Annotated in this window: 19 protein-coding genes and 1 pseudogene; 8 read left to right on the top strand and 12 right to left on the bottom strand. The window is 71.6% G+C overall.

Going from position 1 to position 21,061, the window contains the following annotated elements; all coding sequences use genetic code 11:
- Positions 1-21: 21 nt before the first annotated feature.
- From ACIRR8_RS13720 to ACIRR8_RS13710, 3 genes are all read right to left on the bottom strand, one after another.
- Positions 22-1,698 (bottom strand): nickel/cobalt transporter, encoded by a 1,677-nt coding sequence (locus ACIRR8_RS13720; RefSeq protein ID WP_404063240.1) that lies wholly within the window; start codon positions 1,696-1,698, stop codon positions 22-24.
- Positions 1,695-3,050 carry a tetratricopeptide repeat protein gene (locus tag ACIRR8_RS13715; protein ID WP_404063238.1) on the bottom strand — a complete coding sequence of 452 codons (1,356 nt, stop codon included), beginning with the start codon at positions 3,048-3,050 and terminating at the stop codon, positions 1,695-1,697. The genes ACIRR8_RS13720 and ACIRR8_RS13715 overlap by 4 nt, the downstream gene beginning before the upstream one ends.
- A 104-nt stretch (positions 3,051-3,154) precedes the next feature.
- Entirely contained in the window at positions 3,155-4,756 is a 1,602-nt protein-coding gene (locus ACIRR8_RS13710; protein WP_404063236.1) for a DUF4331 domain-containing protein, read from the bottom strand.
- Positions 4,757-5,875: 1,119 nt separating this feature from the next.
- On the opposite strand from ACIRR8_RS13710, the gene ACIRR8_RS13705 reads away from it, so the two are divergent.
- On the top strand, positions 5,876-7,525 hold the full coding sequence (locus ACIRR8_RS13705; protein ID WP_404063234.1) for an alpha/beta hydrolase: 1,650 nt from the start codon (positions 5,876-5,878) through the stop codon (positions 7,523-7,525).
- A gap of 113 nt (positions 7,526-7,638) precedes the next feature.
- On the opposite strand, the gene ACIRR8_RS13700 is transcribed toward ACIRR8_RS13705, so the two are convergent.
- Positions 7,639-8,229: a hypothetical protein gene (locus ACIRR8_RS13700; RefSeq protein WP_404063232.1), complete on the bottom strand. Its 591-nt coding sequence runs from the start codon at positions 8,227-8,229 to the stop codon at positions 7,639-7,641.
- A 125-nt stretch (positions 8,230-8,354) separates the two neighbouring features.
- Here ACIRR8_RS13700 and ACIRR8_RS13695 point away from each other — a divergent pair, with 125 nt between their 5' ends.
- The 4 genes and pseudogenes from ACIRR8_RS13695 (at position 8,355) to ACIRR8_RS13680 (ending at position 11,739) form a co-directional block, all read left to right on the top strand.
- Entirely contained in the window at positions 8,355-8,513 is a 159-nt protein-coding gene (locus tag ACIRR8_RS13695; RefSeq protein ID WP_404063229.1) for a hypothetical protein, read from the top strand.
- 109 nt (positions 8,514-8,622) lie between these two features.
- Positions 8,623-10,239 (top strand): annotated as a pseudogene (locus ACIRR8_RS13690) (adenosine deaminase).
- An 82-nt stretch (positions 10,240-10,321) separates the two neighbouring features.
- The gene (locus tag ACIRR8_RS13685; RefSeq protein WP_404063226.1) at positions 10,322-10,570 is read left to right on the top strand and encodes a hypothetical protein; all 249 of its coding nucleotides are present in this window, start codon (positions 10,322-10,324) and stop codon (positions 10,568-10,570) included.
- The gene (locus ACIRR8_RS13680) at positions 10,567-11,739 is read left to right on the top strand and encodes an MFS transporter (protein ID WP_404063223.1); all 1,173 of its coding nucleotides are present in this window, start codon (positions 10,567-10,569) and stop codon (positions 11,737-11,739) included. Before ACIRR8_RS13685 ends, ACIRR8_RS13680 begins: the two co-directional genes overlap by 4 nt.
- A gap of 31 nt (positions 11,740-11,770) precedes the next feature.
- On the opposite strand, the gene ACIRR8_RS13675 is transcribed toward ACIRR8_RS13680, so the two are convergent.
- The 3 genes from ACIRR8_RS13675 to ACIRR8_RS13665 are packed head-to-tail and all read right to left on the bottom strand — an operon-like array spanning position 11,771 to position 15,827.
- Positions 11,771-13,918: an iron ABC transporter permease gene (locus tag ACIRR8_RS13675; protein ID WP_404063220.1), complete on the bottom strand. Its 2,148-nt coding sequence runs from the start codon at positions 13,916-13,918 to the stop codon at positions 11,771-11,773.
- 2 nt (positions 13,919-13,920) lie between these two features.
- Complete coding sequence (locus ACIRR8_RS13670; protein ID WP_404063217.1) at positions 13,921-14,898, bottom strand: iron-siderophore ABC transporter substrate-binding protein; 978 nt, start codon at positions 14,896-14,898, stop codon at positions 13,921-13,923.
- Between the two features lie 8 nt (positions 14,899-14,906).
- A complete protein-coding gene (locus tag ACIRR8_RS13665; RefSeq protein ID WP_404063214.1) occupies positions 14,907-15,827 on the bottom strand; it encodes an ABC transporter ATP-binding protein in 921 nt (306 codons plus the stop codon).
- A gap of 402 nt (positions 15,828-16,229) precedes the next feature.
- On the opposite strand from ACIRR8_RS13665, the gene ACIRR8_RS13660 reads away from it, so the two are divergent.
- Positions 16,230-16,673, top strand: coding sequence for a subtilase-type protease inhibitor (locus ACIRR8_RS13660; protein ID WP_404063211.1), 444 nt, complete (start codon positions 16,230-16,232; stop codon positions 16,671-16,673).
- Here ACIRR8_RS13660 and ACIRR8_RS13655 read toward each other — a convergent pair.
- The 5 genes from ACIRR8_RS13655 to rpmG all read right to left on the bottom strand — a co-directional run bounded on the left by ACIRR8_RS13655 (position 16,661) and on the right by rpmG (position 20,304).
- On the bottom strand, positions 16,661-18,298 hold the full coding sequence (locus tag ACIRR8_RS13655) for an MFS transporter (RefSeq protein ID WP_404063208.1): 1,638 nt from the start codon (positions 18,296-18,298) through the stop codon (positions 16,661-16,663). The two genes, ACIRR8_RS13660 and ACIRR8_RS13655, sit on opposite strands and share 13 nt — an antisense overlap.
- Positions 18,299-18,376: 78 nt before the next feature.
- Complete coding sequence (gene rpsR, locus ACIRR8_RS13650; RefSeq protein WP_404063205.1) at positions 18,377-18,619, bottom strand: 30S ribosomal protein S18; 243 nt, start codon at positions 18,617-18,619, stop codon at positions 18,377-18,379.
- 48 nt (positions 18,620-18,667) lie between these two features.
- Positions 18,668-19,825 (bottom strand): CobW family GTP-binding protein, encoded by a 1,158-nt coding sequence (locus ACIRR8_RS13645; protein WP_404063203.1) that lies wholly within the window; start codon positions 19,823-19,825, stop codon positions 18,668-18,670.
- Positions 19,822-20,076 (bottom strand): type B 50S ribosomal protein L31, encoded by a 255-nt coding sequence (locus ACIRR8_RS13640; RefSeq protein WP_404063200.1) that lies wholly within the window; start codon positions 20,074-20,076, stop codon positions 19,822-19,824. The genes ACIRR8_RS13645 and ACIRR8_RS13640 overlap by 4 nt, the downstream gene beginning before the upstream one ends.
- 63 nt (positions 20,077-20,139) lie before the next feature.
- Positions 20,140-20,304, bottom strand: a complete 165-nt coding sequence (rpmG, locus tag ACIRR8_RS13635; RefSeq protein ID WP_018487565.1) for a 50S ribosomal protein L33 — start codon at positions 20,302-20,304, stop codon at positions 20,140-20,142.
- 69 nt (positions 20,305-20,373) lie between these two features.
- Here rpmG and rpmB point away from each other — a divergent pair, with 69 nt between their 5' ends.
- Both rpmB and rpsN read left to right on the top strand, forming a co-directional pair.
- Entirely contained in the window at positions 20,374-20,610 is a 237-nt protein-coding gene (gene rpmB, locus ACIRR8_RS13630; protein WP_015612995.1) for a 50S ribosomal protein L28, read from the top strand.
- On the top strand, positions 20,610-20,915 hold the full coding sequence (gene rpsN / locus ACIRR8_RS13625; RefSeq protein ID WP_404063197.1) for a 30S ribosomal protein S14: 306 nt from the start codon (positions 20,610-20,612) through the stop codon (positions 20,913-20,915). Before rpmB ends, rpsN begins: the two co-directional genes overlap by 1 nt.
- Positions 20,916-21,061: the final 146 nt, after the last annotated feature.

Genomic DNA, 21,061 nt, shown 5'->3' with positions numbered 1-21,061 from the left:
TCGTTGCGACGATCCGCGGAGTCAGCCGTTCCCGGTGGCTGCCCGCAGCGTCAGGCCCAGGCCCACGGCGATGACGAGGATCGCGGTGATGACGGGACCGGTCCGCGCGAGTCTCCTCAGCAGGGGGTGGTGGCGGAGGGTCCGGGCCCGGTCGTGGCTCTCGATGCGTTCGCGCAGGCGTACGAGGAGGAGCCCGGCGAGAGTGAGGGTGGCGGCCATGCCGAGTCCGTAGCCGACGACGAGGAGGACACCGAAGGCGGTGCGCCCCAGGGCGACGGCGCCGAGCAGCACGACGAGGGCGGACGGACTGGGGACGAGGCCGCCGGCGATTCCCATGCCGATGAGGCCGGTGCGGCTTGTACCCCGAGCGTCCTGGGATGCCGTTGACGTCTTGGCCGGGTGGTGATCGTGGTCCGGCGGGGCGAGTGTCGCGACTGTGGGAGTCGTCCGGAGCTCCTCAGCAGGCGCGCTGTCGCCTGCGGACACTGGCTTGACGGGCCCGTGGTCGTGATCATGCTGGTGGCCTTGGCCTTGGCCTTGGCCGTGGCCGTGGCCGTGGTCATCGTGGCTGTGGCTGTGGCTGTGGCCCGGGCTGTGGCTGTGGCCCGGGCCGTGGTGATGGTGGTTGTGTTGCGGCCTGCCTCGGACCGCTCCGGTGAGGAGCCAGAGGCCGATGCCGGTGACGAGGAGCCCGCTGGCGGCACCGAGCCACATCAGGACGGTCTCTCCCGCGAGGTGGGTGGAGACGGGCAGGGCGAGGCCGAGGACGAGGACTCCGGCGGTGTGCGTCAGGGTGACGGTGGCCCCGACGGTGAGGGCGTCCCGCCTGGTGCCGCGACGGCCCGCGAGGTAGGCGGCCATGATCGTCTTGCCGTGCCCGGGCATGGCCGCGTGGGACGCCCCGAGGACGAGTGCCAGCAACAGGGCCAGCAGCCCCACGGGCAGGGTGATCTCCCGTGCGCCGACGAGCGAGTCGAAGGCCCCGGTGACCTTGGTGAGGACCCCGCTGATCACACCCGCGCCGGGGAGGTCCGCCACCACCGCTGGGACGGCCGACCGGCCCTGACCGGGCTCACTGCGCAGGGTCGCCGAGCGCTGGTCGAGCGGGGAGGCGAGGGGGTCCGCCGGATACTGACGCAGCTCGCGCGTGGCCGAGGTTGCCGGCACATCGGTCCGGGTGATCCGGACACCCTGGCCGGTGGCGGTCATCTCGTGCCAGCCGACGCGTTGGGTGTCGTAGCCCGTTTCGGCCCGGATGTCTGCGGGCTCGGTCAGGTCGGCCGGGCTGGTCAGTGAGCAGGTGAGGCGGCTGGTCTTGAGGCCCGCTTCCCCGTTCTCGTACACCAGGGTGGCTGAGGGCCGCTCCCACTCCGCCTGGACACCGCCCACGCTCAGGCGGAGCTGTTCGCTCAGATCCGAGCAGGCCTTCTCGGCGTGAACGCGCGATTCGTCTTCGCTGACCCTGCCGTCGTGATCGGTGTCGATGGCGGGTCGTTCCTGGAGGGCCGAGATCTCCGCGTGGTCGACCACGACGTGGGCGTCGATCCGGTCAGGCCGAAGGACGAGGCCGGTGTGGTAGTTGACGCTGAAGTTGCCCAAGGGATGGGCGGTGGCGGCAGGGGCGGACGCCACGCTCGCCACGGAGACGAAGGCGCCCGCGGCCAGGATGGTGAAGGCTCGACGCAGGAAGTTGTTCATGGTGTGGTGTCGATTCGCTGGAGCAGGTCGCGGGCGGCGCCGGCGTGCAGGGGGTGGAAGCCCGGCTCGCGCAGCGCCTCGGTCAGGTCGCGTCGGGCCGCTTCCGGGTTGTCGAGGGCGTGGTGGATGGCGGCGCGGTGGTAGTGGAAGAGCGCGCTGCGGGTGCCCTGGGCCAGGGCCATGTCGGCCTGGACGAGGGCTTCGGTGTTTCGGCCGGCTCGGTGCAGGGCCCAGGCGTACGCGTCGTGAACGGCGACGAAGGGGCGGTTGCGGAGGGTCTCTTCGGCCAGGGTGCCAGCGCGTCGCGGGTTGCCGTGATCGGCTTCGAAGAGGATGGCGTCGGTGTCCGCCGGCTCGCCGGCGGCTTCACGGATACGGTCCTGCGCGCGCAGGAGGTCGTAGTTCTCCGCGGCCCGTTCGCGGTGGCCCAGGGCCTGCTCCAGTTCGCCAAGACCCAACAGGTAGTGCGGCAGGGGGGCGATCGCGATTGCCGCCCGGTAGTCGGCGACGGCCTTGGTGGTGTCGCCCAGGGCCAGGTAGGCGCGGGCGCGGGTCTCCAGGAGGGCTGGATCCCTCGGGGCGGTGCTGAGGGCGGTCTGCGTCCTGGCCAGGGCTTCGCGGGGGTTCGCGTCCTGGAGGTCGAGGCCTGCCAGAACACTGTGGGCGAAAGCCTTGTCGGCCTGGGTGGCCGCTGCCGTCAGGGACCGCTGCATCAGGGTGCGGGCCCGGGAGGTGTCTCCCTTGAGCTCGAATGCGTAGGAGGCGCGGGCGAGGGAGGCGGCGTCCGGACGTAGATCCGTCATCTTCTGGACGGCCTCGTCGGCCTCGTCGTAGTGGCCGAGTTGGGTGTGGGCGTCGGCGAGGACTCCGTAGGCGGAGGAGCTGTAGGGCCCGCTGGTGGTGGCCTTGCGGGCCCAGCGCAGCGCGGTGGGGAAGTCGTGGCGGGCGGCGGCGAGGGCTCCCATGGCGGTCTCCGCGTCTGTGTTGTCCTCGCCCTGGACGGAGAGAGAGGTCCGTAGCGCCTTTTCGGCCCGGTCGTACGTGGCCGGGTCGGCGGTCGTACGGGCCTGCTGGACGTAGGCCATTCCCAGGGCGGCCCAGCCGCCGGGATCCTTCGGCAGCCGGACCACCCGGGCCTGGAGTGCTTCGATGGACCCACGGGTCGCCTCGTTCGGCTGTTCACGGCCTGCCGGACCGGGCACGGTGTTCCCGCCGGGAGTCAGCATGACCGCACCGACGGCGAACATCGCCGCCCCCAGGGCCAGGGTGACCAGGATGTTTCGTAGCCGCCTACCGCCGCGCGACGGGGCGGGCGGCCGTGTGGACGCGGGTGCGGTGTGGTCCGGGTGCACGAAAGGTCCTCCCCAGGGTTCGGTGGTGCCGGCGTCCGGGCCGGGGTGGTGCTCCCCGGCCCGGACGCCTTCGTGGCCTCGATCCGTCTTCAGCTACGGCCGGTTCAGCTGTCCTTGCCGCGACGGCGGAGGCGGAAGCCGCCGACGCCGAGGAGCAGCGCGCCCGCCCCGGCGAGCGCCGCTGCGTGGGTGGGCTTCAGGGCGGGGCTCGCCGGGGTGTTCTCCGTCGAGGCCTGCTCGGCGTTGCGGCCGGCCGCGCCGGGGCCGCGGTTCACGTTCTTGGTGTGCGGGAGGGCCACGTACGGGAACGACGTGCCGAACGGGACCTCGTTGGCGTTCACCTTGTCGCCGTCCGCGAGCGCGGGGACGAGGACACCGGTCTGGGCGGCGCCCTCGACGGCCTGGAGCGAGATGTCGATGACGTCGTCGGCGAGGCGGCGCCCGTTCGGGAAGCCGGCCAGGTCGCCCGCGAGGACGCCGAGGCGCTGGGGCTTCGCGGTGGGCGGGACCGCCATGTTCAGGCGCAGTTCCTCCGCCGGGACGATCTTCTTGAGCGGTGCGTCCTTGTTGAGGCGGTGGGCGTTGAGGTCGGCCTTGATCGGGCCGCAGGCCTTGCAGATGCCTGTCAGGTAGATCTCGGCGAGGTCGTTGCGGGGTGTCTTCGGGGCCGGGACGCCGTAGACCTGCTGGATGAGCTTGGGCAGGATCGGGTCGTACACCTTGTCGACGACCGGCTGGACGGTGCGGTCCTGGCTGGGGTTGAGGGTGTTGAAGGCGTCCTTGAACTTCAGCGGGACGACGACCTCGTTGACCAGCGGGTTCCCGAGGCGGGAGACCTGCTTCCACTGCGTCGCGGTGCCCTTGTCACGGGAGTCCTTGACCGTGGCGCCGCCACGCTCGGTGGTCGACCAGACGCCGATGACCGGGTTGCGGGAGGGGTTGTTCCGCAGGGCGAGCTGCTTCTTGGGGATCTGGATGGCGATGGTGTTGACGTTGTACCCGGCCAGGGTGTCCTGTCCCCGCTCGCTCAGGTCGCCGCCGTAGAGGAGGTCGAAGACCCGGAGGTCGGCGAAGAACGGGTCCTCGGCCTGCCCCGCGTACGTCGTGCCGCCGCCCGGCAGACCGAAGGTGGCCTGCTTGCGCAGCGCCGCGTAGTCGGGCATCGACGCCTTGCCGGTGCGGGAGGGGGCGGCCGGCACTCCGGACAGCAGGGTCCGGCTCTTTCCACCGGTGGTGACGACGAGGTCGTAGACCTGGCGGAAGTTCAGGTCCGGGTCGTTCAGCGAGGTGACCTGGCCGGTGTTGTAGAGGAACTGGTTGGCGTCGTCGCGGTAGCTGCTGCGGAAACGCCAGCTGTACGTGGTGTCGGCGACACCGTCACCCGTGTTGTCGATCTTGATGTTGTAGCGCAGGTCGTCGCCGAACGCGTAGAAGTTCGGGCCGCCGTTGGGCTCCTCGAACGGGATCCAGTTCGCCACCATCGTGACGGTGTCGGCCTTGTCGGGGCTGGTGAACGCGTACACGTCGGTGTTGTCCGCCCGCGGGTCCCCGGCGATGAGGGGAGCCTCGCGGTGGCTGGAGGCGGCGCTGAGGCCCGGGGCGAGGGTCATCGCTCCGAGTCCCGCGGCCAGCGTGCCGGCCCCGAGCACGAGCAGGGACCGGTCCAGGACGCGTCGTGAGCGCGGCTTTGTCTGAGAATCCTTCACGCTGTTCCTTCTGTCTGCTGGCTCCCCGCCTGGCATGTGTGAGGGCATGCGGAAGCGAGGGTGGGCGGATGATTGGTGTGGCGTTTCGGCGCAGCGGCGGGAAGGCTCGCCCTGACCGGGGTGACAGGAATGGAGCGGACCACCGAAGTGGTCCGTGACCTGATCCCTCGTCAAACAGCTGCGCGTGGGAGGGCCGCGCATGGAGGAAAGACGCGTCGAAGAACCGCGCAGCCGTAGACAAGCACGTCGAAAGCGCCTCTCGTGCACACTTGGGCCCGATTCGTGGGTCGGTCGGGTGCCCCACGAAGAGAGAAAGGGCCGGTGGGAGGGGAAATGAGTGCGGCCGGTCTCGCGCGAAAATTTGCTTTGACACAGTCGCGGACCGCTGGGCCGAAAGGGTCACGGCCCTCCTATTGCAAGTCATTCGCAAGAGGAAGGCTGTGGCAATTCCCTCCATCGGCCTATCGCGTTCATCGGACAATCGGAAGGCGAGGGGTATCCGGTCCGCCGCATCGGCGGTCGGAGCATGCAAGCACTGCATGAAGGCGGAGTCCCGAAGGACCTGCGATCGACTTCGCCGGCCTCCACCCTGGGCCGCCACCAATCCGTAAGTGATCGCCGCTCATCCCGGTTGATGGCCCCGATGGGGTGACTTTCAGGGGCTTCTCCCATCCGCGGATGCCCAGACTCCGAACCCGTCAAGAAACCCGCTCACAAGTCTGCGGGACACCAGTACTCCCTTGGAGCAATATGCTTTTCGCAAGACCGGTCCACAGGGAGATGCCGTCTGAGGGGGCGGGCTGCCCCGGCTGTTCCGTTGCGAGTGGTCCTCCCTGTTCGGCGAGGTGAGGATGCTCACCGGGCGAGGCCGAGGTCGACGGCCTGCCCGCACCGCCGCCCGTCGCGCCGAAGCCTCGGGGGAAGACGCGCTGAAGCGCGGCGAGTTGTGAGGTGTCTCCGGGAGCGCTGCGGTCGCCCCCTACAACTCGGGTATCACCCAGGGCCGTTGCGTCATTCCCAGGGTGGAGACAAGCGCGGCCCGCTGACGGATCCCCGGACGCAGCCTCTTCCTGAAGGGTCCTTCCTGTCCGAACACATGCGACCGGAAGGATCGATCACGTGCGCAGACGACGTCTCGCGCCGCTGTTGGCCGTGACTCTCACGGCCACGCTGGCTCCCGCGCTCGGCACCTCCACGGCCAACGCCGCCCCGGCCGCCGCCCCATCGGCCGCCCCCTCGTCCGCCGCCGCCTCGCCCGCGGCCAGAAGCGGCACGCTGGACCCGTACACGAAGCAGAAGCCGAAGTGGAAGCGGTGCGACGCCGACGCTCCGGCGGATTTCCAGTGCGCGACGATCAAGGTCCCGCTGGACTACCGGGCCCCCGGCGGCAAGCGGATCGACCTGGCGATATCCCGGATCAGGACCGCCGAGCCCGGCAAGCGCCACGGCGTGCTGCTCTCCAACCCCGGCGGCCCCGGAGGCTCGGGCACCTACATGCCGCTGGTGCTGCGGAAGGAGCTGCCGAAGTCCGCCCTGCGGAAGTACGACCTCATCGGCTTCGACCCGCGCGGAGTGGGCGACAGCAGCCCGGTCACCTGCGGCCTGACACCCGACGAGGAGGAGTGGCTGCGCCCGTACAAGGAGGAGACGTACGCCAAGGACGTCGCCTGGGCGCGCAAGGTGGCGGACAAGTGCCGGGCGAAGGCGGGCGCCACACTCCCGCACATCACCACGCGCAACACCGCCCGCGACCTGGATGTGCTCCGGGCGGTGCTCGGCGAGAAGAAGATCTCGTACCTCGGGTACTCGTACGGCACCTACCTGGGCGCCGTCTACACCCAGCTCTTCCCGGGCCGGGCCGACCGGTTCGTCCTCGACAGCGCGGTCGATCCGGCACTCGCCTGGCGGGGCATGGTCCAGTGGTGGGCGTGGGGCGCCGAGCCCGCCTTCGACCGCTGGACCGCGTGGGCCGCCGCGCGTTCGCAGACGTACGGCCTCGGTGACACGCCGAAGAAGGTCGACCGGACCTTCTGGGAGCTGGTCGCACGCGCCGACGAGAAGCCGATCGACCTGGACGGGCTGCTGGTCACCGGCGACGACATCCGCAGCGGTATGCGAGGAGCGGTCTTCAGCCCGCTGACCGCGACCGAGGCGTTCGTGGAGCTGAAAAAGGCGGCGGACGGTCAGCCGGCCGCCGCGGGGAAGCTCACGGCGTTCACCGGGAACGCCGCGGCGGCGCGCAAGGCCGCCGAGGTGCCGGCGGACAACATGACGGCGAGCTTCTGGGCCGTGGTCTGCGGCGACAACTCGGCCGCCTGGCCGCGAAACCCCGAGCGCTACCGGCAGGACGCCATCGCCGACAAGGGCTGCTACCCGCTCTTCGGAGACTTCGCCTCCAGCGTCAAGCCCTGTGCGTTCTGGAACAAGTCCGTGGAACCGGCGACGAAGGTGAACAACGATGCCGGCTCCCTGATCGTCCAGAACGAATGGGACTCCCAGACCCCGCTGCCCAGCGCCCAGGCCCTGCACAAGGACCTGAAGCGCTCGAAGATGGTCACCGTCCTCGGCGGCGAGGGCCACGGCGTCTACCCGAGCGGCAACGCGTGCACGGACGGCACGGTCACCGGATACCTGCTCACCGGGAAGCTGCCGGCGAAGGACGTGTTCTGCCGGGCGACCGCCGAGTCGAACGCGGAGGCATGGCAGAACCAGCGCCGGGACCAGATCCCCGGCTCCTCGCTCCCGGAGCGCGCCCCGGACCGGTTCTGAGCCCGGTCGTACGGAACAGAGCCGTGTGACGCGGCGCGAGAGGGGCGGGACCCGCGCAACGAGGGTTCCGCCCCGTCGTCCGGATCGGGAGACGGCGGTCGTACGTCGTCGTCTCAGCGCACCCGGTCGCGCGGCCCCACCGCGTGCGCTTCGATCCCGGGCGTCGCCAGCAGCGCGGAGATCAGTTCCGGGGACCCGCCGACATAGGTGCTCACCAGGTCCACGTCCCCGCCGACGCACCACGCACGGTCCTCCGGCCACCACAGGTCGGGCAGCTCGGCGAACTCGTCCAGCTCCACCGGGGACACGACATCCGCCAACGGGCCGGAGAGCAGCACCTCTTCGCGCCCCGGCGTCAGGAAGGTAGGGAAGCGGTCGAAGTCCCACCGCCCGTACCCCTGCCACAGCCCGAACCAGCAGGTGTCGGCGGTGGCGGTGTGCCGGGCCAGAACGGGGATCAGAGCCTGGGCCACGTCCGGCGGGGTCGGGCCCTCGGCCATTTCCCCGTCCTCCGTCACCGGGTGGACGACACGGGCGTAGGCGGCGAAGCAGGGGCCGGAGATCCCCGCCACCCGGCCGAAACCGCCCTCGGCCTCCGTCCGCCCGGTCAGCCACTGTGCCGGGCCGAGCCCGTCGGCGCGTACGCGCAGCCGGCCGTAGAGGCCGGGTGCCGCGTCGCGGTCCACCCGGGGGTGGTCGTCCATGGGTTGAGGCCCCCGCCCGTCGGATCGGGCCGCCCGCTGTACGGCGTCCCTGTGGTCGGTCCTCATCGTAGGCGGGGTGCGCGGCTCTGACCTCGGCCGGCCTCCACCGACCGTTCTCGCGGCGGGTGCCCCTGGCTCAGGACTGTCTGCCCAGCCAGGTCGGCAGGGCCGGCGGCCTCACGCGGCGGCTGACGATCAGCATCGGCGGTCTGCCCACTCCGGCCCAACTCTGCGCGCCCGCCGACCACATGACCGTACGACTACCGCACGGCCCCGGCGCCTGAACAGCCGGCGCCAAGGACGAGGACACGGCTCCCACTCGATCGGGTGGATCTTGCTCATGGTCCACACGGCTCGGGCCACAAGCGTGGCCGCCGACGCGATCATTCGGCGGTGATCTCATCGATTCGGACGGCACGCCGTCCCAACTCCCTGGTCCCGGCCGGGATCGGCGCACTCGCTCTCCTCACGCTGCTCCCCACCGTCCCGGCCGCCGCCGCACCCGCACAGGACCCGGCCGCCCGGACCACCGCGCAGGCACCGCACCGCCCCACCACCCCGGTCGAGCGCCGGACCGAGACCCGACTCGACGCCCTGCGGAGCGACCCGGCCCGGCTGAAGGCCTTCTTCGCGGCGCTGCCCAAGGGCGGCGACCTCCACAACCACCTGTCGGGCGCGGTCACCACCGAGTACCTCATCCAGCTCGCGGGCGAGAACGGGCTGTGCATCGACGAGACCGACACCGCCGTACGTCCGCCCTGCGGACCCGGTACGCGTCCGGCCGCCGACGCTCGTACGGATGCCGCGTTCCGCCAACGCATCGTCCGCGCCTGGTCGATGCAGGACTTCCCGGCCGACCGGTCCGGGCACGACCACTTCTTCGATACCTTCGGCAAGTTCGGCGAGGCGACGCGCGATCGCGGGAAGCTGCTCGCCGATGTCGCCAACACCGTGGTGGAACAGAACCAGTTCTATCTGGAGACCCTGGTCACCCCGGCGTCCGACAGCGCGCGGAAACTCGCCGAGTCCGTCGGCTACGACGCCGACCTTGCCGCCTTCCACCGCAAGCTCGTCGCCGGCGGAAGGCTCGACAAGGTCGTCACCGAGGCCGTGCGCGAGGCCGACGCCGCCGACGCCCAGTTCCGGAAGGCCGCGCACTGCGACACCCGCCGCCCCGACCCCGGCTGCGCCCTCCCTGTGCGATGGATCTCCTAGGTCTCCCGCGGCAGTTCCGACGAGCGCGTGTTCACCCAGATGGCCGTCGGCCTGCGCCTCGCCGAGCGCGACGCGCGGTTCGTCGCGGTCAACCTCGTCCAGCCGGAGGACGGCGAGAGCGCGCTGCGCAACTACAGCCTCCAGATGCGGATGCTCCAGTACCTCCGCACCCAGTACCCGGACGTCCGGATCACCCTGCACGCCGGGGAGCTGACACCCGGACCGGTCAAGCCCGAGGACCTCACCTTCCACATCCGCGGGGCCGTCCTCGTCGCCGGCGCCGAGCGCATCGGCCACGGTGTCGACCTGGTCCACGAGGACGACTGGCGCGGACTCGCCCGGACCATGACCCGGCGCGGCGTCGCCGTCGAGGTGCCGTTCAGCAGCAACAAGCAGATCCTCGGCGTGACCGGCGACGACCACCCGTTCAACGCCTACCGCCACTACGGCGTTCCCGTGGTCCTGGCCACCGACGACCCGGGCGTCTCGCGCATCGACATCAGCCACGAGTACCAGTACGCGCGCGAGACCTACGGGCTCCGCTACACCGAGCTGAAGGACCTGGCCCGCGCCTCGCTGGAGTACGCGTTCCTCGACGGCGACGGCCTCTGGGCGTCCGGATCCGCCCGCTCCGGCTACCGTCCGGTGCGCGCCTGCGCCGGAGCCCGGCCCGGCATCCTCCCGCCCGCACCGGACTGCGTCCGGTACCTGGAGGGCGACCCGAAGGCCGCGACCCAGTGGCGCCAGGAGGCGGCGTTCGCCGGATTCGAGCGGCGGTACGGCGGATCGCGCTGACGCGACACCGCCGCTGAGGCACGGGGGCGCGGGCCGCCCGCCATGAACTGCGGCCCGCGCCCCCCACGGCTACGCTCGAAAAATGGCAGACAGCGGAGACCGGCCCGAGCCGCCACCGGACAGCCCGGAAGGCGCGGCGGACCCGGCGGCCCACGCGCTGCTCGCCGCCGCCGTGGACGCATGGGCCGACGCGATCGTCGCGAACGACGCCGAGCGGATCGCCGCCTTCATGGCCGACGAATGGACCACGGACGTCTTCGTCCGGGGCGGCGGCCACTGGCGGTGCGTGCTGAGCCACATCACGCCCGCCGCCCCGCCCGAGGGTTCATGAGCCGCCTGGGCTACCCGGCGGCCGCAGCCGTCTTCGCCGTCGGTATGGCCGGAACCACCCTCCCCACCCCGCTGTACGGGCTCTACCGGGAGGAGCTCGGCTTCTCCGAGCTGATGGTGACGGTCGTCTTCGCCGTCTACGCGCTCGGTGTCATCGCCACGCTGCTCCTCGCCGGGAACATCTCCGACGAGGCCGGCCGGCGGCCCGTCCTCCTGGCCGCCCTCGGCTTCTCGGCGGCCAGCGCGCTCTGCTTCCTCCTCGAAGGCGGGCTGCCCGCGCTCTTCGCGGGCCGTCTGCTGTCGGGGTTCGCCGCCGGGCTGCTGAGCGGGGCCGCGACCGTCACGGTGATGGAACTCGCGGCACCGGGACGGGCGGCGAGAGCCTCTCTCGCCGCCACCGCCGCCAACATGGGCGGCCTCGGGTGCGGCCCGCTGCTGGCCGGGCTCCTCGCCGAGTACGCACCCTGGCCCCTGCGCCTGCCCTTCCTGGTGCACCTGGCGCTGCTCGGCGCGGCCGCCGTACTGACCTGGCTGCTGCCCGAGACCGTCACCTCCCGCGTACGACGGCCATGGCTGCGCCCGCGGGGGATCGCCGTCCCGCCCCAGGTGCGCGGCGTGTTCGCCCCCTCGGCGCTGGCCGCCTTCGCCGGGTTCTCGCTGCTCGGCCTCTTCACGGCGGTCGCGCCGGCGTTCGTGGCCGAGACGCTCGACGTGCACAACCTGGCCCTGACCGGCCTCGTCGTCTTCACCGTCTTCCTCGCCTCGACGGCCGGGCAGGCGCTCATGGGCCGGGTGGGGGAGCGGCGGGCGCTACCGGGCGGGTGCTTCGTCCTGGTCGGCGGACTGGTGCTGGTGGCGGCCTCGTTGCTGCTCGCCTCACTGCCCCTGCTCGTCGCCGGTGCGCTCTGCGGCGGCCTGGGGCAGGGGCTGGCGTTCCGGGGCGCGGTGACGGCGATCGGCGCGGCGGCACCGGCCGAGCACCGGGCCGCGACGGTGTCCACGTTCTTCGTCGTCGCCTACCTGGGCATCTCGCTGCCGGTGGTCGGCGTCGGCGCCCTGACCCTCTGGATCGGACTCAGGGACGCCGGACTGACCTTCGCCGCGTGTGTGCTGGTCCTGGCCCTGGGCGTCGGCCTGCAGCTGACCCGGAGGCCCGCCGCCCGCGCGTGACAGACGCGGGAGCCGACACCGTGACGCCTCCTCACCCCTCGCTGCGGGACCGCCAGAGCAGCCAGATGAAGTACGGCGCGCCGATCACCGCGGTCAGCAGCCCCACCGGGATCTGGGCCGGCGCGATGATCGTCCGGCCCACCGTGTCCGAGACGACCACCAGCAGCGCACCGAGCAGCGCGCTCACCGGGACGACCCGCACATGCCGCCGGCCCACCAGGGCCCGGGCCGCATGCGGTGCGACCAGGCCGACGAAGCCGATCACGCCGACCGCCGCCACGGCCCCGGCGGTCAGGACGACGGCGATGGACAGCAGCCCCAGCCGGGTGGTGCCCAGGCGGAGACCGAGCAGCCGGGGCGTGTCGCCGTCCAGACCGATGAGGTCCAGGTCTCGGCGCATCACGGCCAGCACCGGCAGCGCGGCCGCCAGCGCCACCAGGACCGGGACCAGCTCCGGGAACGTACGCCCGTACGTCGATCCACCGAGCCAGGCCAGCGCCTTCGTCGCGTTGTACGGGTCGGTGAGCACGATCAGCAGGGAGACGAACGCGCCGCCGCCCGCCTGGACACCGATACCGATCAGCACCAGCCGGTTCTGCTCCAGCCCACGCCGTGCGGCCAGACCGAACACCAGCGCGGCGGCGGCCGCCGCACCGGCCAGCGCGGAGCCGCCGATCAGCCAGAAACTCGCCAGCGGTACGACGGTGAGGACGGCGACCGCCCCGACCCCCGCCCCGCTGACCACGCCGAGGACGCCGGGCTCCGCGAGCGGGTTGCGCGACACGGCCTGGACGACGGCGCCCGCCACCGCCAGTGCCGCACCGGCCAGCAGGGCGGCGGCGACCCGGGGGACGCGGGTATCGAGGACGTACGTCGTGAACTGCCCGGACCTGCCCGCGAGCCAGTTGACCACATCACCCAGGAGCAGCGTGGCGTCGCCGAGGAGCGTCGCGGCGACCACCGCACCGAGCAGCCCCACGGCCGTCACCACCACGGTGACGACGAACGCGCGCCGGCCGCGCAGCCGCGCGAACGCCGTCGAGCCGGTGTCCGTGCCCATGTCCCGCGACCGGTAGGCGAGGAAGACCAGGACGAGCGCGCCGAAGCAGGTCGTGACGATTCCGGTCGGCACCTCCGCGCCCGCCTGGGCGCCGAACACCGCACGCAGCAGCACATCCGCGCCCAGCACCACGAGCACGCCCGCGAGCGCCGACGCCGGGATGAAGGCGTGGTGGCGGACCAGGACCGGAACCCACGCACTGAGCAGCCGGACCACGGCCGGCGCGCACAGCCCGACGAAGCCGATCGGCCCCGCCACCGTCACGGCGACCGCCGCGAGCAGCACGGCGAGGACCACCACGACGGAGCGCGTCAGCCGGGGACTGACGCCCACGACAGCGGCGCCGTCGTCCCCGAGCGCCAGGATGTCCAGCCGCCGGCCCATCAGCATCAGCCCGGCGAACGCCACCAGCGCCACCGGCGCGAGCCGGTCGATCGACTGCATGCCGATCTGCGCGAGCGAGCCGTTGCCCCAGGCGAACAGACCGGTCGTCTGCTGGGAGCGCAGCAGCAGGAGCATCCCGCTCAGCCCGGAGAGCGCGAGGGTGAGCGCCGAGCCCGCCAGCACCAGCCGGATCGGACCGGCGCCCGCCCGCGACAGACCGAGGACGATGCCCGCCGCGAGCAGTCCGCCGAGGAAGGCCGTGCCGCCCGCCGGGAGCGCGGGCAGCGTGATGCCGAACGCGGCGACGGCGACGACCGCGAGATACGCCCCCGCGTTGACGGCGAGGGTGTCGGGCGAGGCCAGCATGTTGCGCGAGACCGACTGGAGGGCCGCGCCCGCCGCGCCGAGCGCGCAGCCGACGAGGAGCCCCGCCGCGAGCCGGGGCAGCCGGGAGTCCAGGACCACGGCGGCGCTCTGCTCGCCGGCGCTCCGGTCGGAGGCCGGGCCGGTGAGCAGCTGCCAGAGCGTGTGCAGGTCGACGGCGGCCGTGCCCTGGCTCACGTGGACGACCGCGAGGGCGCCGAGCGCCAGGAGCGCGGCGAGCGCGAGGAGGAACAGCCGGCCGCGGCGGGCCGGGCGGCCGGTCGCGGCCGGGGACGGTGTCCCGGTCGGACCGGCCGCGCCCGCCACCGTATCGACGGCGGCGGGCGGGGCGGGAGTGGTGCGGGTGCTCATCGTCAGGCGGTCAGCGCGCCGACGAGCGCGTCGATGTAGTCGCGCATGGACGCGGTCCCGCCGAACATCCAGATGCCGTCGGGCAGCCGGTGTGCCTGGTCGTTCTTCACGAACGGCAGCGACTTCCAAACCGCGTTGTCCTTGAGCCCGTCCTTGAACGGGTCGCCGCCGTCGGCGTCGTTGGCGATGTACGCGAACCGCGCGTCGCCGATCTTCGTCAGCCCCTCGACATCGGTGGCCGCGAGCCCGTAGGCCTTGTCGCCCTTGAGCTTCCACGGGTCGACCAGGCCGAGTTCGGTGTTCACGTCGGAGAGCAGCGAGCCCTTGACGTACGGCCGCACCGAGACCTGGTTGCCCTCCTTCCAGCCGTCGGCGAAGGCCACTTCCTTGCCGCCGAGACCGGCCGCGGAAAGCTTCTTCTTCCCGTCCTCGACCGCCTTGCGGAAGGAGGCGATCTCGCTCTTGGCCTTCTCCTCGGTGCCGGTGGCCTCGGCGATGAGGTTGACGTTGTCGACCATCTGGTCGATCTGCCGGCTCGCGTCGGCCGAGCGCACCACGACGACCGGCGCGGCCTTGGAGAGCTGCGCGATGGCGGAGTCGGAGAGGTCGGTGGTGGCGACGATCAGGTCGGGCTTGAGAGCGGCGACGGTGGCGACGCTGGGCTCGCCGCGGGTGCCTATGTCCTTGACGCCCTTGGTGAGGGGCGCGGAGGTGTCGTACGCCGTGTAGCCCTTGACGTCGGCCACGCCGACCGGCTGCACGCCGAGCGTCACGAGCGTCTCGACGACGTTCCACTCGGTGCCGACGACCCGCTTGGCCGGACCGTCGAGCGTGACCTTCTCGCCGCGGGAGTCGGTGACCGTCACCGAGCTCTCCTTGGCGGACTCCTCCTTCGGCGCCTCGGTGGTGCCGCAGGCTGAGAGGGCGAGCGCGGCCGTGGCGGCGAGAGCGGGCCAGGCCAGGTACTGGTTCTTCTTCATGAGGGTGTTCAGGGCCTTCCGGTACGGAGGTGGTGGCGGCCCACCGCGCGGGTGCGCGGGATGCCGGTGGAGGGGTCCGGTTCGACGTCGATCCGGATGCCGTAGGTCTGGGTGAGCCGCTCGGAGTCGTAGACCTCCGCGGGGGTGCCGGAGGCGGCGATCCGCCCCGAAGAGAGCAGGACGACCTGGTCCGCCACGGCGGCGGCCTGGTCCAGGTCGTGCAGGACGACCCCGACGGTCACGCCGTGGGTGTCGGCGAGGTCGCGTACGAGGTCGAGGATCTCCACCTGGTAGCGCAGGTCGAGATAGGTCGTCGGTTCGTCGAGCAGCAGGACGTCGGTGTCCTGCGCGAGACAGCAGGCGAACCAGACGCGCTGGAGCTGGCCGCCGGAGAGGCTCTCGACACCGCGGTCGGCGAAGTCGGTGAGGTTGGTGACGGCGAGCGCGTGGTCGATCGACCGGGCGCCGTCGGGGTCGCCGCCGCGCAGCCGGCCACGGTAGGGGTGGCGGCCGAACCCCACCACGTCCCGCACGCTGAGTCCTGCCGGGGCGTTGCGGCTCTGGGCGAGCAGCGTGATGCGGCGGGCGAAGTCGTTACGCGACAGGGCGAGGGCGTCGACCGGTTCGGCGTCGTCCGGTGTGGCCACCGTCACGGTGCCGGTACGGGCCTTGTGCAGCCGGGCGACAGCGCGCAGCAGAGTGGACTTCCCGCTGCCGTTGGGCCCGATCAGGGCGGTGACCCGACCGCGAGGCAGCCGCAGGTCGGCCCCGTGGACGACATCGGCGCGGTCGTACGCGACGGTCATGTCGCGGGCGTCGAGGCCGATGCGGACGGCGGAGCCTATGAGGCTGTCGGAGCCCGCGGCGGGTCCGGGCGCGGTGCGCCGGTGCGGCGGGCTGTCTTCACGGGCGTGGGCAGGAGCGATCACGACGGTGAGGGTAGCCTAACCTTAATTTTGCGCCACACCCGGTATGCGGAAGGCTCGATTTCGGCGGTCGCGAGAGGTCGCCGTCGGTCGCTCCCGGATCCGGGCGGACGGGACCGCGAGGGTCCGGATGGGCCTGGAAGGCGTTGGTTTCCAGTCGAAGCGGCTCGCGGAGGTTTCCTGCCGCTTCCATGTCACCGCAGGTCAGGCGGTCGTTTTCCGTTGAGCCGTCGCCGGTTGTCCATATGCTGGACGCGCTCCACGGGTCGTGTGAGCTGCCCGAACGACCATCCGGTCGGCTCGAACGAACGTCTGCGGCCGGAAGCGGGCTGTCGATGTGCGCCTACTTTCCGCATACGCAAGACTCCTGACCGCAATCAGCACCCGAGCGAGGAGTTTTCACTCATGCGACACAACCGTCACGCGATCTTTGCAACCGCCGCCGCGAGCGCCCTGGTCTTCGGCGGACTCGCCGCCACCTCCGCCCACGCGGCACCGGCAAAGGCCGAGAGCCTCTACGCGCCCTCCGCGCTCGTCCTCACCGTGGCCCAGGGCGAGGACCCGCTCACCGCGACGGTCCAGCGGGCGGTCACGCTCAGCTGCGCCCCGACCGCCGGGGGCACCCACCCGGCCCCGGAGGCCGCGTGCGCCGAACTGGATACGGTCGGCGGCCAGTTCACCGCGCTGGCCCGGACCTCGCCCGACCGCATGTGTACCCGGCAGTGGAATCCCGTGACGATCACCGCCCACGGCGTGTGGCACGGCAAGCGCGTCACGTTCTCGACCACGTACGGCAACGCCTGCGAGCTGGCCGGCAGCATGAACGACAGCGCCGTCTACTCCTTCTGAGCTTGTTCGGCACCCTCGGGAGCATCCTGCGTCACCCGGGTCCCCGGGTGGCGCAGCGCGAACAGGAACGCGACGGCCAGGACGATCGCCATCCCGTAGAACACCCACTGGTTGGCCTGGGCGAAGTCCATCCGGATCGCCTGCATCGAGTCCTTCACCGCATCGGCCACCGGACCACTGCCTGAGGGGCCGCGGGTGTCGGCCTGACCGGTCACCGCCTGCGCGACCGACTCCGCGGCATTGCCCGCCGCACCCTCCGGCACACCCTTGCCGACCAGCGTGCCCTCCACGTTGGTGACCGTACGGTGCGTCAGCACCGTGCCGAAGACGGCGAGTCCGATGCTGGCCGCGAAGTTCCGCACGGTCTGGGTGATCCCGGTTACCTCCCCGTACGAAGCACCGATCGCCCGGTTCACCGCGTCGGTCGAGGCCGGCGCCAGCAGCAGCCCGATCCCGGCACCGGCCATGGCCGCGTACAGCCACTGGTCGTGCATCGAGAGCGTCGTCAACTTCTGCGCCCACAGGAAGAACCCGACCGCGCCGAGCGCGGTGCCCAGCTTCAGCGCCGGACGGGCACCGCGCTTGTCCAGGATCCGGCCGCCCCACTGGGAGGCGATGCCGAAGCCGATGAAGAAGTAGAGGAGGTAGAGCGCCGCCTGGTTCGGTGAGGCGCTGAGCGAGACCTGCGCGTACACGGAGGCGAAGAAGAAGACCGGCACGAACGCCATCATCGAGAAGAACAGCACCAGGTTGTCGATCTGGAACGCCCGGTCCCGGAACACCTGGAGCTTGATGAGCGGGAACCGCGCCCGCAGTTCGAACCAGCAGAAGAACGCCAGCACCAGCAGCCCGACCACGATGCACGCCCAGGTGGCGACGGAGCTCCAGCCCCAGGTCGACGCCTGTTGCAGCCCCAGCACCGTCAGCCCCATCCCGACCGCGACCAGCGCGGCACCGGGCAGATCCAGCGGCTCGCGCCGCGACCGGTCGGGGATGCGCGCCAGCAGCGTCAGCACGATGGCGATGACGGCGACGGGGACGTTGACCCAGAAGATCGCGCGCCATGTCCACGAGGTCAGCCAGCCGCCGAGCAGCGGCCCCACCGCGGTCAGCGCCCCGGAGAGCCCGAAGAACAGCGCCAGCGCCCGCCCGCGCCGCTCCACCGGGAAGACCGCGATGACCACGGCGAGCGCGGCCGGGAACATCAGAGCCGCGCCGATGCCCTGCACGGCACGGAACCCGATCAGCCAGGCCTGCGCGAAGTCCCCGGCCGGCACCGCACCGCACATCGCGGAGGAGATGACGAACACCAGGGTGCCGATCAGCATCACGCGGCGGTGCCCGTAGATGTCGGACAACCGCCCGCCCAGCGCGAAGAACGCCGCCAGGGTGAGCAGATAGGCGTTGACCACCCACTGCATCTGCGTGGAGGTGAGGCCCAGTTCATGGATGATGTCCGGCGCGGCGATGGCGACGATCGTCTGGTCGATGAACGTCATCGACACGGCGAACAGCATGGCCGCGAGCGCCAGACTCTGATTCGGGGTTCCGGCCCGGCGGCCGGTGGCCGCCGGGCCCGACGACGCCGACTCGGGGCCGTCCCCCTTGGAGGTGTCAGTGCCCATACGTTCATGGTGCTCGGCCTGCCACGGTGCTGCATCCCGAGCGCCTCGCGCTCCGGCTCCGACCGGGGCGACGGCGGGCTACCTGCCGGTACCGGCGTACGGCAGCAGCGCCATCTCGCGGGCGTTCTTGATGGCCGCGGCGAGCTGCCGCTGCTGCTGGGCGCTGACCCGGCTCACCCTGCGGCTGCGGATCTTGCCGCGGTCGGAGATGAACTTCCGCAGCAGATCGGTGTCCTTGTAGTCGATGTACGTGATCCCGGCCGCGTCCAGCGGGTTCGGGCGGGCCTTGAGGGGCTTACGGGGGTCCTGCCTGCGTGCCATGGGGGTTCCTTGCGGGGGTGGTTGGGGGTACGGGGACGGCTTCCCGGTTCAGGCCGGGTCGAGGAGCGCGTCGAAGGCGGCGGGCAGGCTCTTCCACGCCTCCCGCCCCGCCCGGTACTCCTCGTCGCTGAGCAGGCACGACTCCAGCAGCCCGGTCAGCCCGTCGCGGTCGAGGCCGGGGGAGACGAAGACCAGGTGCTGGCAGCGGTCGCCGTGCTCGGGGTGCCAGTCCAGCGCGGCGGCGGCCCGCCGGTACGGCTCCACCATGGACCAGGCCGCGTCCGGGAGGGAGGCGAGCCAGGGGCCGGTGTTCTCCACACAGAGCGCACCGCCCGCCGCGTCCCAGGAGAGCAGCGTGTCGGGCCGGTCCGCGAGCCAGAATCGGCCCCGGCTGCGGGCCGCCACACAGCACAGGTCCTCCAGCGCGTCGTAGAGGCGCTCGGGGTGGAAGGGGCGGTGGCGCCGCCAGACGAGCGTGGAGACGCCGGCCTCGTCCGCCTCCTGCGGCAGCAGCGCACAGGCCGGATGCTGGCTCGCGGCCGCCGCCCGCACATCGAACCCGGCGACGGCGATGTCAGGCAACTCAACGGCATCGCTGTCGATCTGACGTGCCATCGGGTTCATCTGACGGATCAGGGCGTGGTCCTCGTCGTCGGCCGCCGGGTTGTCGGCCAAAGCGAGCACGGGAGCGTACTCCACCTGCCGGGCCCAGGTGTCGCCGATGGTCCGCCGGTCGGCGGGTGCCGCCGCGAGGCCGGCCTCCGCCAGATCGTCGCCGTTGGTCAGGCACGGCAGGACGAGGGTCGGATCGATGGCGGTGATCACATTGGTGACCTCGAAACTGTCGGCGCCGTGGACCGCGATGACCTCGGCCATCGACTTCGGCTCGACGGAGTCCCAGAGCTCCAGAACGGCCAGCCGGGTCAGCCCGCCGTCCGCCAGCCGTTGCAGCTCGGGGACCAGGTCCTCCCGCAGCGCGCAGCACGCGCAGTCGTTGACCAGGGGCGTCTCACCGGCGGACAGGGCGCCGGTGGCATCGCGCAGAGTGCGGCGTACCGTGCCGCCGGTCGCCGTGGACAGATCGTGGTGGAGCGCGACGCTGTACGGAACCTTCGCGAGCAGCCCCTCCACCACTTCGCGGCGGGCCTCGGAGTGCAGCCCGCAGACGATGACGACGGGCAGTTTCCGCCGCTCCTGTGCCGTCACCGGGCCTCACCGCGACCGTAGCGGCGCTCGAAGCGCTCGACGCGGCCCGCGGTGTCCAGGACGCGAGCGGTACCGGTGTAGAAGGGGTGGCTCGCGGAGGAGATTTCCACGTCGACGACCGGGTAGGTGCGGCCGTCCTCCCACTCGACGGTCTTGTCGCTGGTCAGCGTGGAGCGGGTGAGGAAGGCGAAGTCGGCGGCCTTGTCGCGGAAGACGACCGGGCGGTAGGCGGGATGGATTCCGGGCTTCATGAGCGGGTCCTAGCGGTTGCGGATTGCTGCGGAGCGGGAGGCTGAGGCCGGCGTGCGGCGGCCTCAGCGCTCCTCGCGGAAGTCGACATGCCGACGAGCGACCGGGTCGTACTTGCGCAGCACCATGCGGTCGGGGTCGTTCCGGCGGTTCTTGCGGGTGACATAGGTGTAGCCGGTCCCCGCGGTGGAGCGGAGCTTGATGACCGGGCGTACGTCGTTGCGAGCCATGGGCGCTACTATATGGCAATGGTTTCCATTTTCAATAATGGACGCATCGATGAGAGGCAGGTAACGCCCGTGTCCGCCCACTGCCAACTGACCGGCTCGCAGCCGGGATTCGGCAACGCCATTTCCCACTCCCACCGCCGTACGTCACGCCGGTTCGACCCGAACGTCCAGCGCAAGCGGTATTGGCTTCCCGGCGAGGGGCGCCATGTGCGGCTGACCCTCAGTGCACGGGCGATCAAGACGATCGACGTGATCGGCATCGAAGCCGCGGTCGCGCGCATCCGCGCACGGGGAGGGAAGGTCTGATGGCGAAGAAGAGCAAGATCGCGCAGAACGAGAAGCGCAAGGCGATCGTCGAGCGGTACGCGGCCCGCCGGGCCGAACTCAAGGAGGTCATCCGCCGCCCCGGAACTCCGGCGGCCGAACGTGCCGCGGCCCTCGCGGAGTTGAGGCGCCAGCCGCGCGACGCCAGTGCCACGCGCGTGCGCAACCGCGACAGCGTCGACGGCCGGCCCCGGGGGTATCTGCGCACCTTCGGCCTCTCCCGGGTCCGGATGCGCGAACAGGCGCACGCGGGATTTCTGCCCGGAGTGACCAAGTCCTCCTGGTGATGCGGGTCTGAGCGTACGAAGGGCGGGTGGTGGGGGGGGGGGGGGGCCCCGGCGCGGGGGGGGCGGCGCGGGGGGTAAGCGCGTGGCCCTCCGAGATAGGTACAGCGGCGGGTATGGTAATTGTGGCTTGGTGGGGGTTGATAACG

Origin of the sequence: Streptomyces sp. NPDC101178 (genome assembly GCF_044767965.1) — a bacterium.
In the GTDB taxonomy this organism is placed as follows: domain Bacteria; phylum Actinomycetota; class Actinomycetes; order Streptomycetales; family Streptomycetaceae; genus Streptomyces.
This window is presented reverse-complemented; position numbering and strand designations above follow the sequence as displayed.

What these genes read in the sequence shown, in the direction of transcription:
- ACIRR8_RS13720 (WP_404063240.1), bottom strand. Translation starts at nt 1,698, where the DNA reads ATGAACAACTTCCTGCGTCGAGCCTTCACCATCCTGGCCGCGGGCGCC.
- ACIRR8_RS13700 (WP_404063232.1), bottom strand. Translation starts at nt 8,229, where the DNA reads ATGGACGACCACCCCCGGGTGGACCGCGACGCGGCACCCGGCCTCTAC.
- ACIRR8_RS13685 (WP_404063226.1), top strand. Translation starts at nt 10,322, where the DNA reads ATGGCAGACAGCGGAGACCGGCCCGAGCCGCCACCGGACAGCCCGGAA.
- ACIRR8_RS13680 (WP_404063223.1), top strand. Translation starts at nt 10,567, where the DNA reads ATGAGCCGCCTGGGCTACCCGGCGGCCGCAGCCGTCTTCGCCGTCGGT.
- ACIRR8_RS13675 (WP_404063220.1), bottom strand. Translation starts at nt 13,918, where the DNA reads ATGAGCACCCGCACCACTCCCGCCCCGCCCGCCGCCGTCGATACGGTG.
- ACIRR8_RS13670 (WP_404063217.1), bottom strand. Translation starts at nt 14,898, where the DNA reads ATGAAGAAGAACCAGTACCTGGCCTGGCCCGCTCTCGCCGCCACGGCC.
- ACIRR8_RS13660 (WP_404063211.1), top strand. Translation starts at nt 16,230, where the DNA reads ATGCGACACAACCGTCACGCGATCTTTGCAACCGCCGCCGCGAGCGCC.
- ACIRR8_RS13655 (WP_404063208.1), bottom strand. Translation starts at nt 18,298, where the DNA reads ATGGGCACTGACACCTCCAAGGGGGACGGCCCCGAGTCGGCGTCGTCG.
- rpsR (WP_404063205.1), bottom strand. Translation starts at nt 18,619, where the DNA reads ATGGCACGCAGGCAGGACCCCCGTAAGCCCCTCAAGGCCCGCCCGAAC.
- ACIRR8_RS13640 (WP_404063200.1), bottom strand. Translation starts at nt 20,076, where the DNA reads ATGAAGCCCGGAATCCATCCCGCCTACCGCCCGGTCGTCTTCCGCGAC.
- rpmG (WP_018487565.1), bottom strand. Translation starts at nt 20,304, where the DNA reads ATGGCTCGCAACGACGTACGCCCGGTCATCAAGCTCCGCTCCACCGCG.
- rpsN (WP_404063197.1), top strand. Translation starts at nt 20,610, where the DNA reads ATGGCGAAGAAGAGCAAGATCGCGCAGAACGAGAAGCGCAAGGCGATC.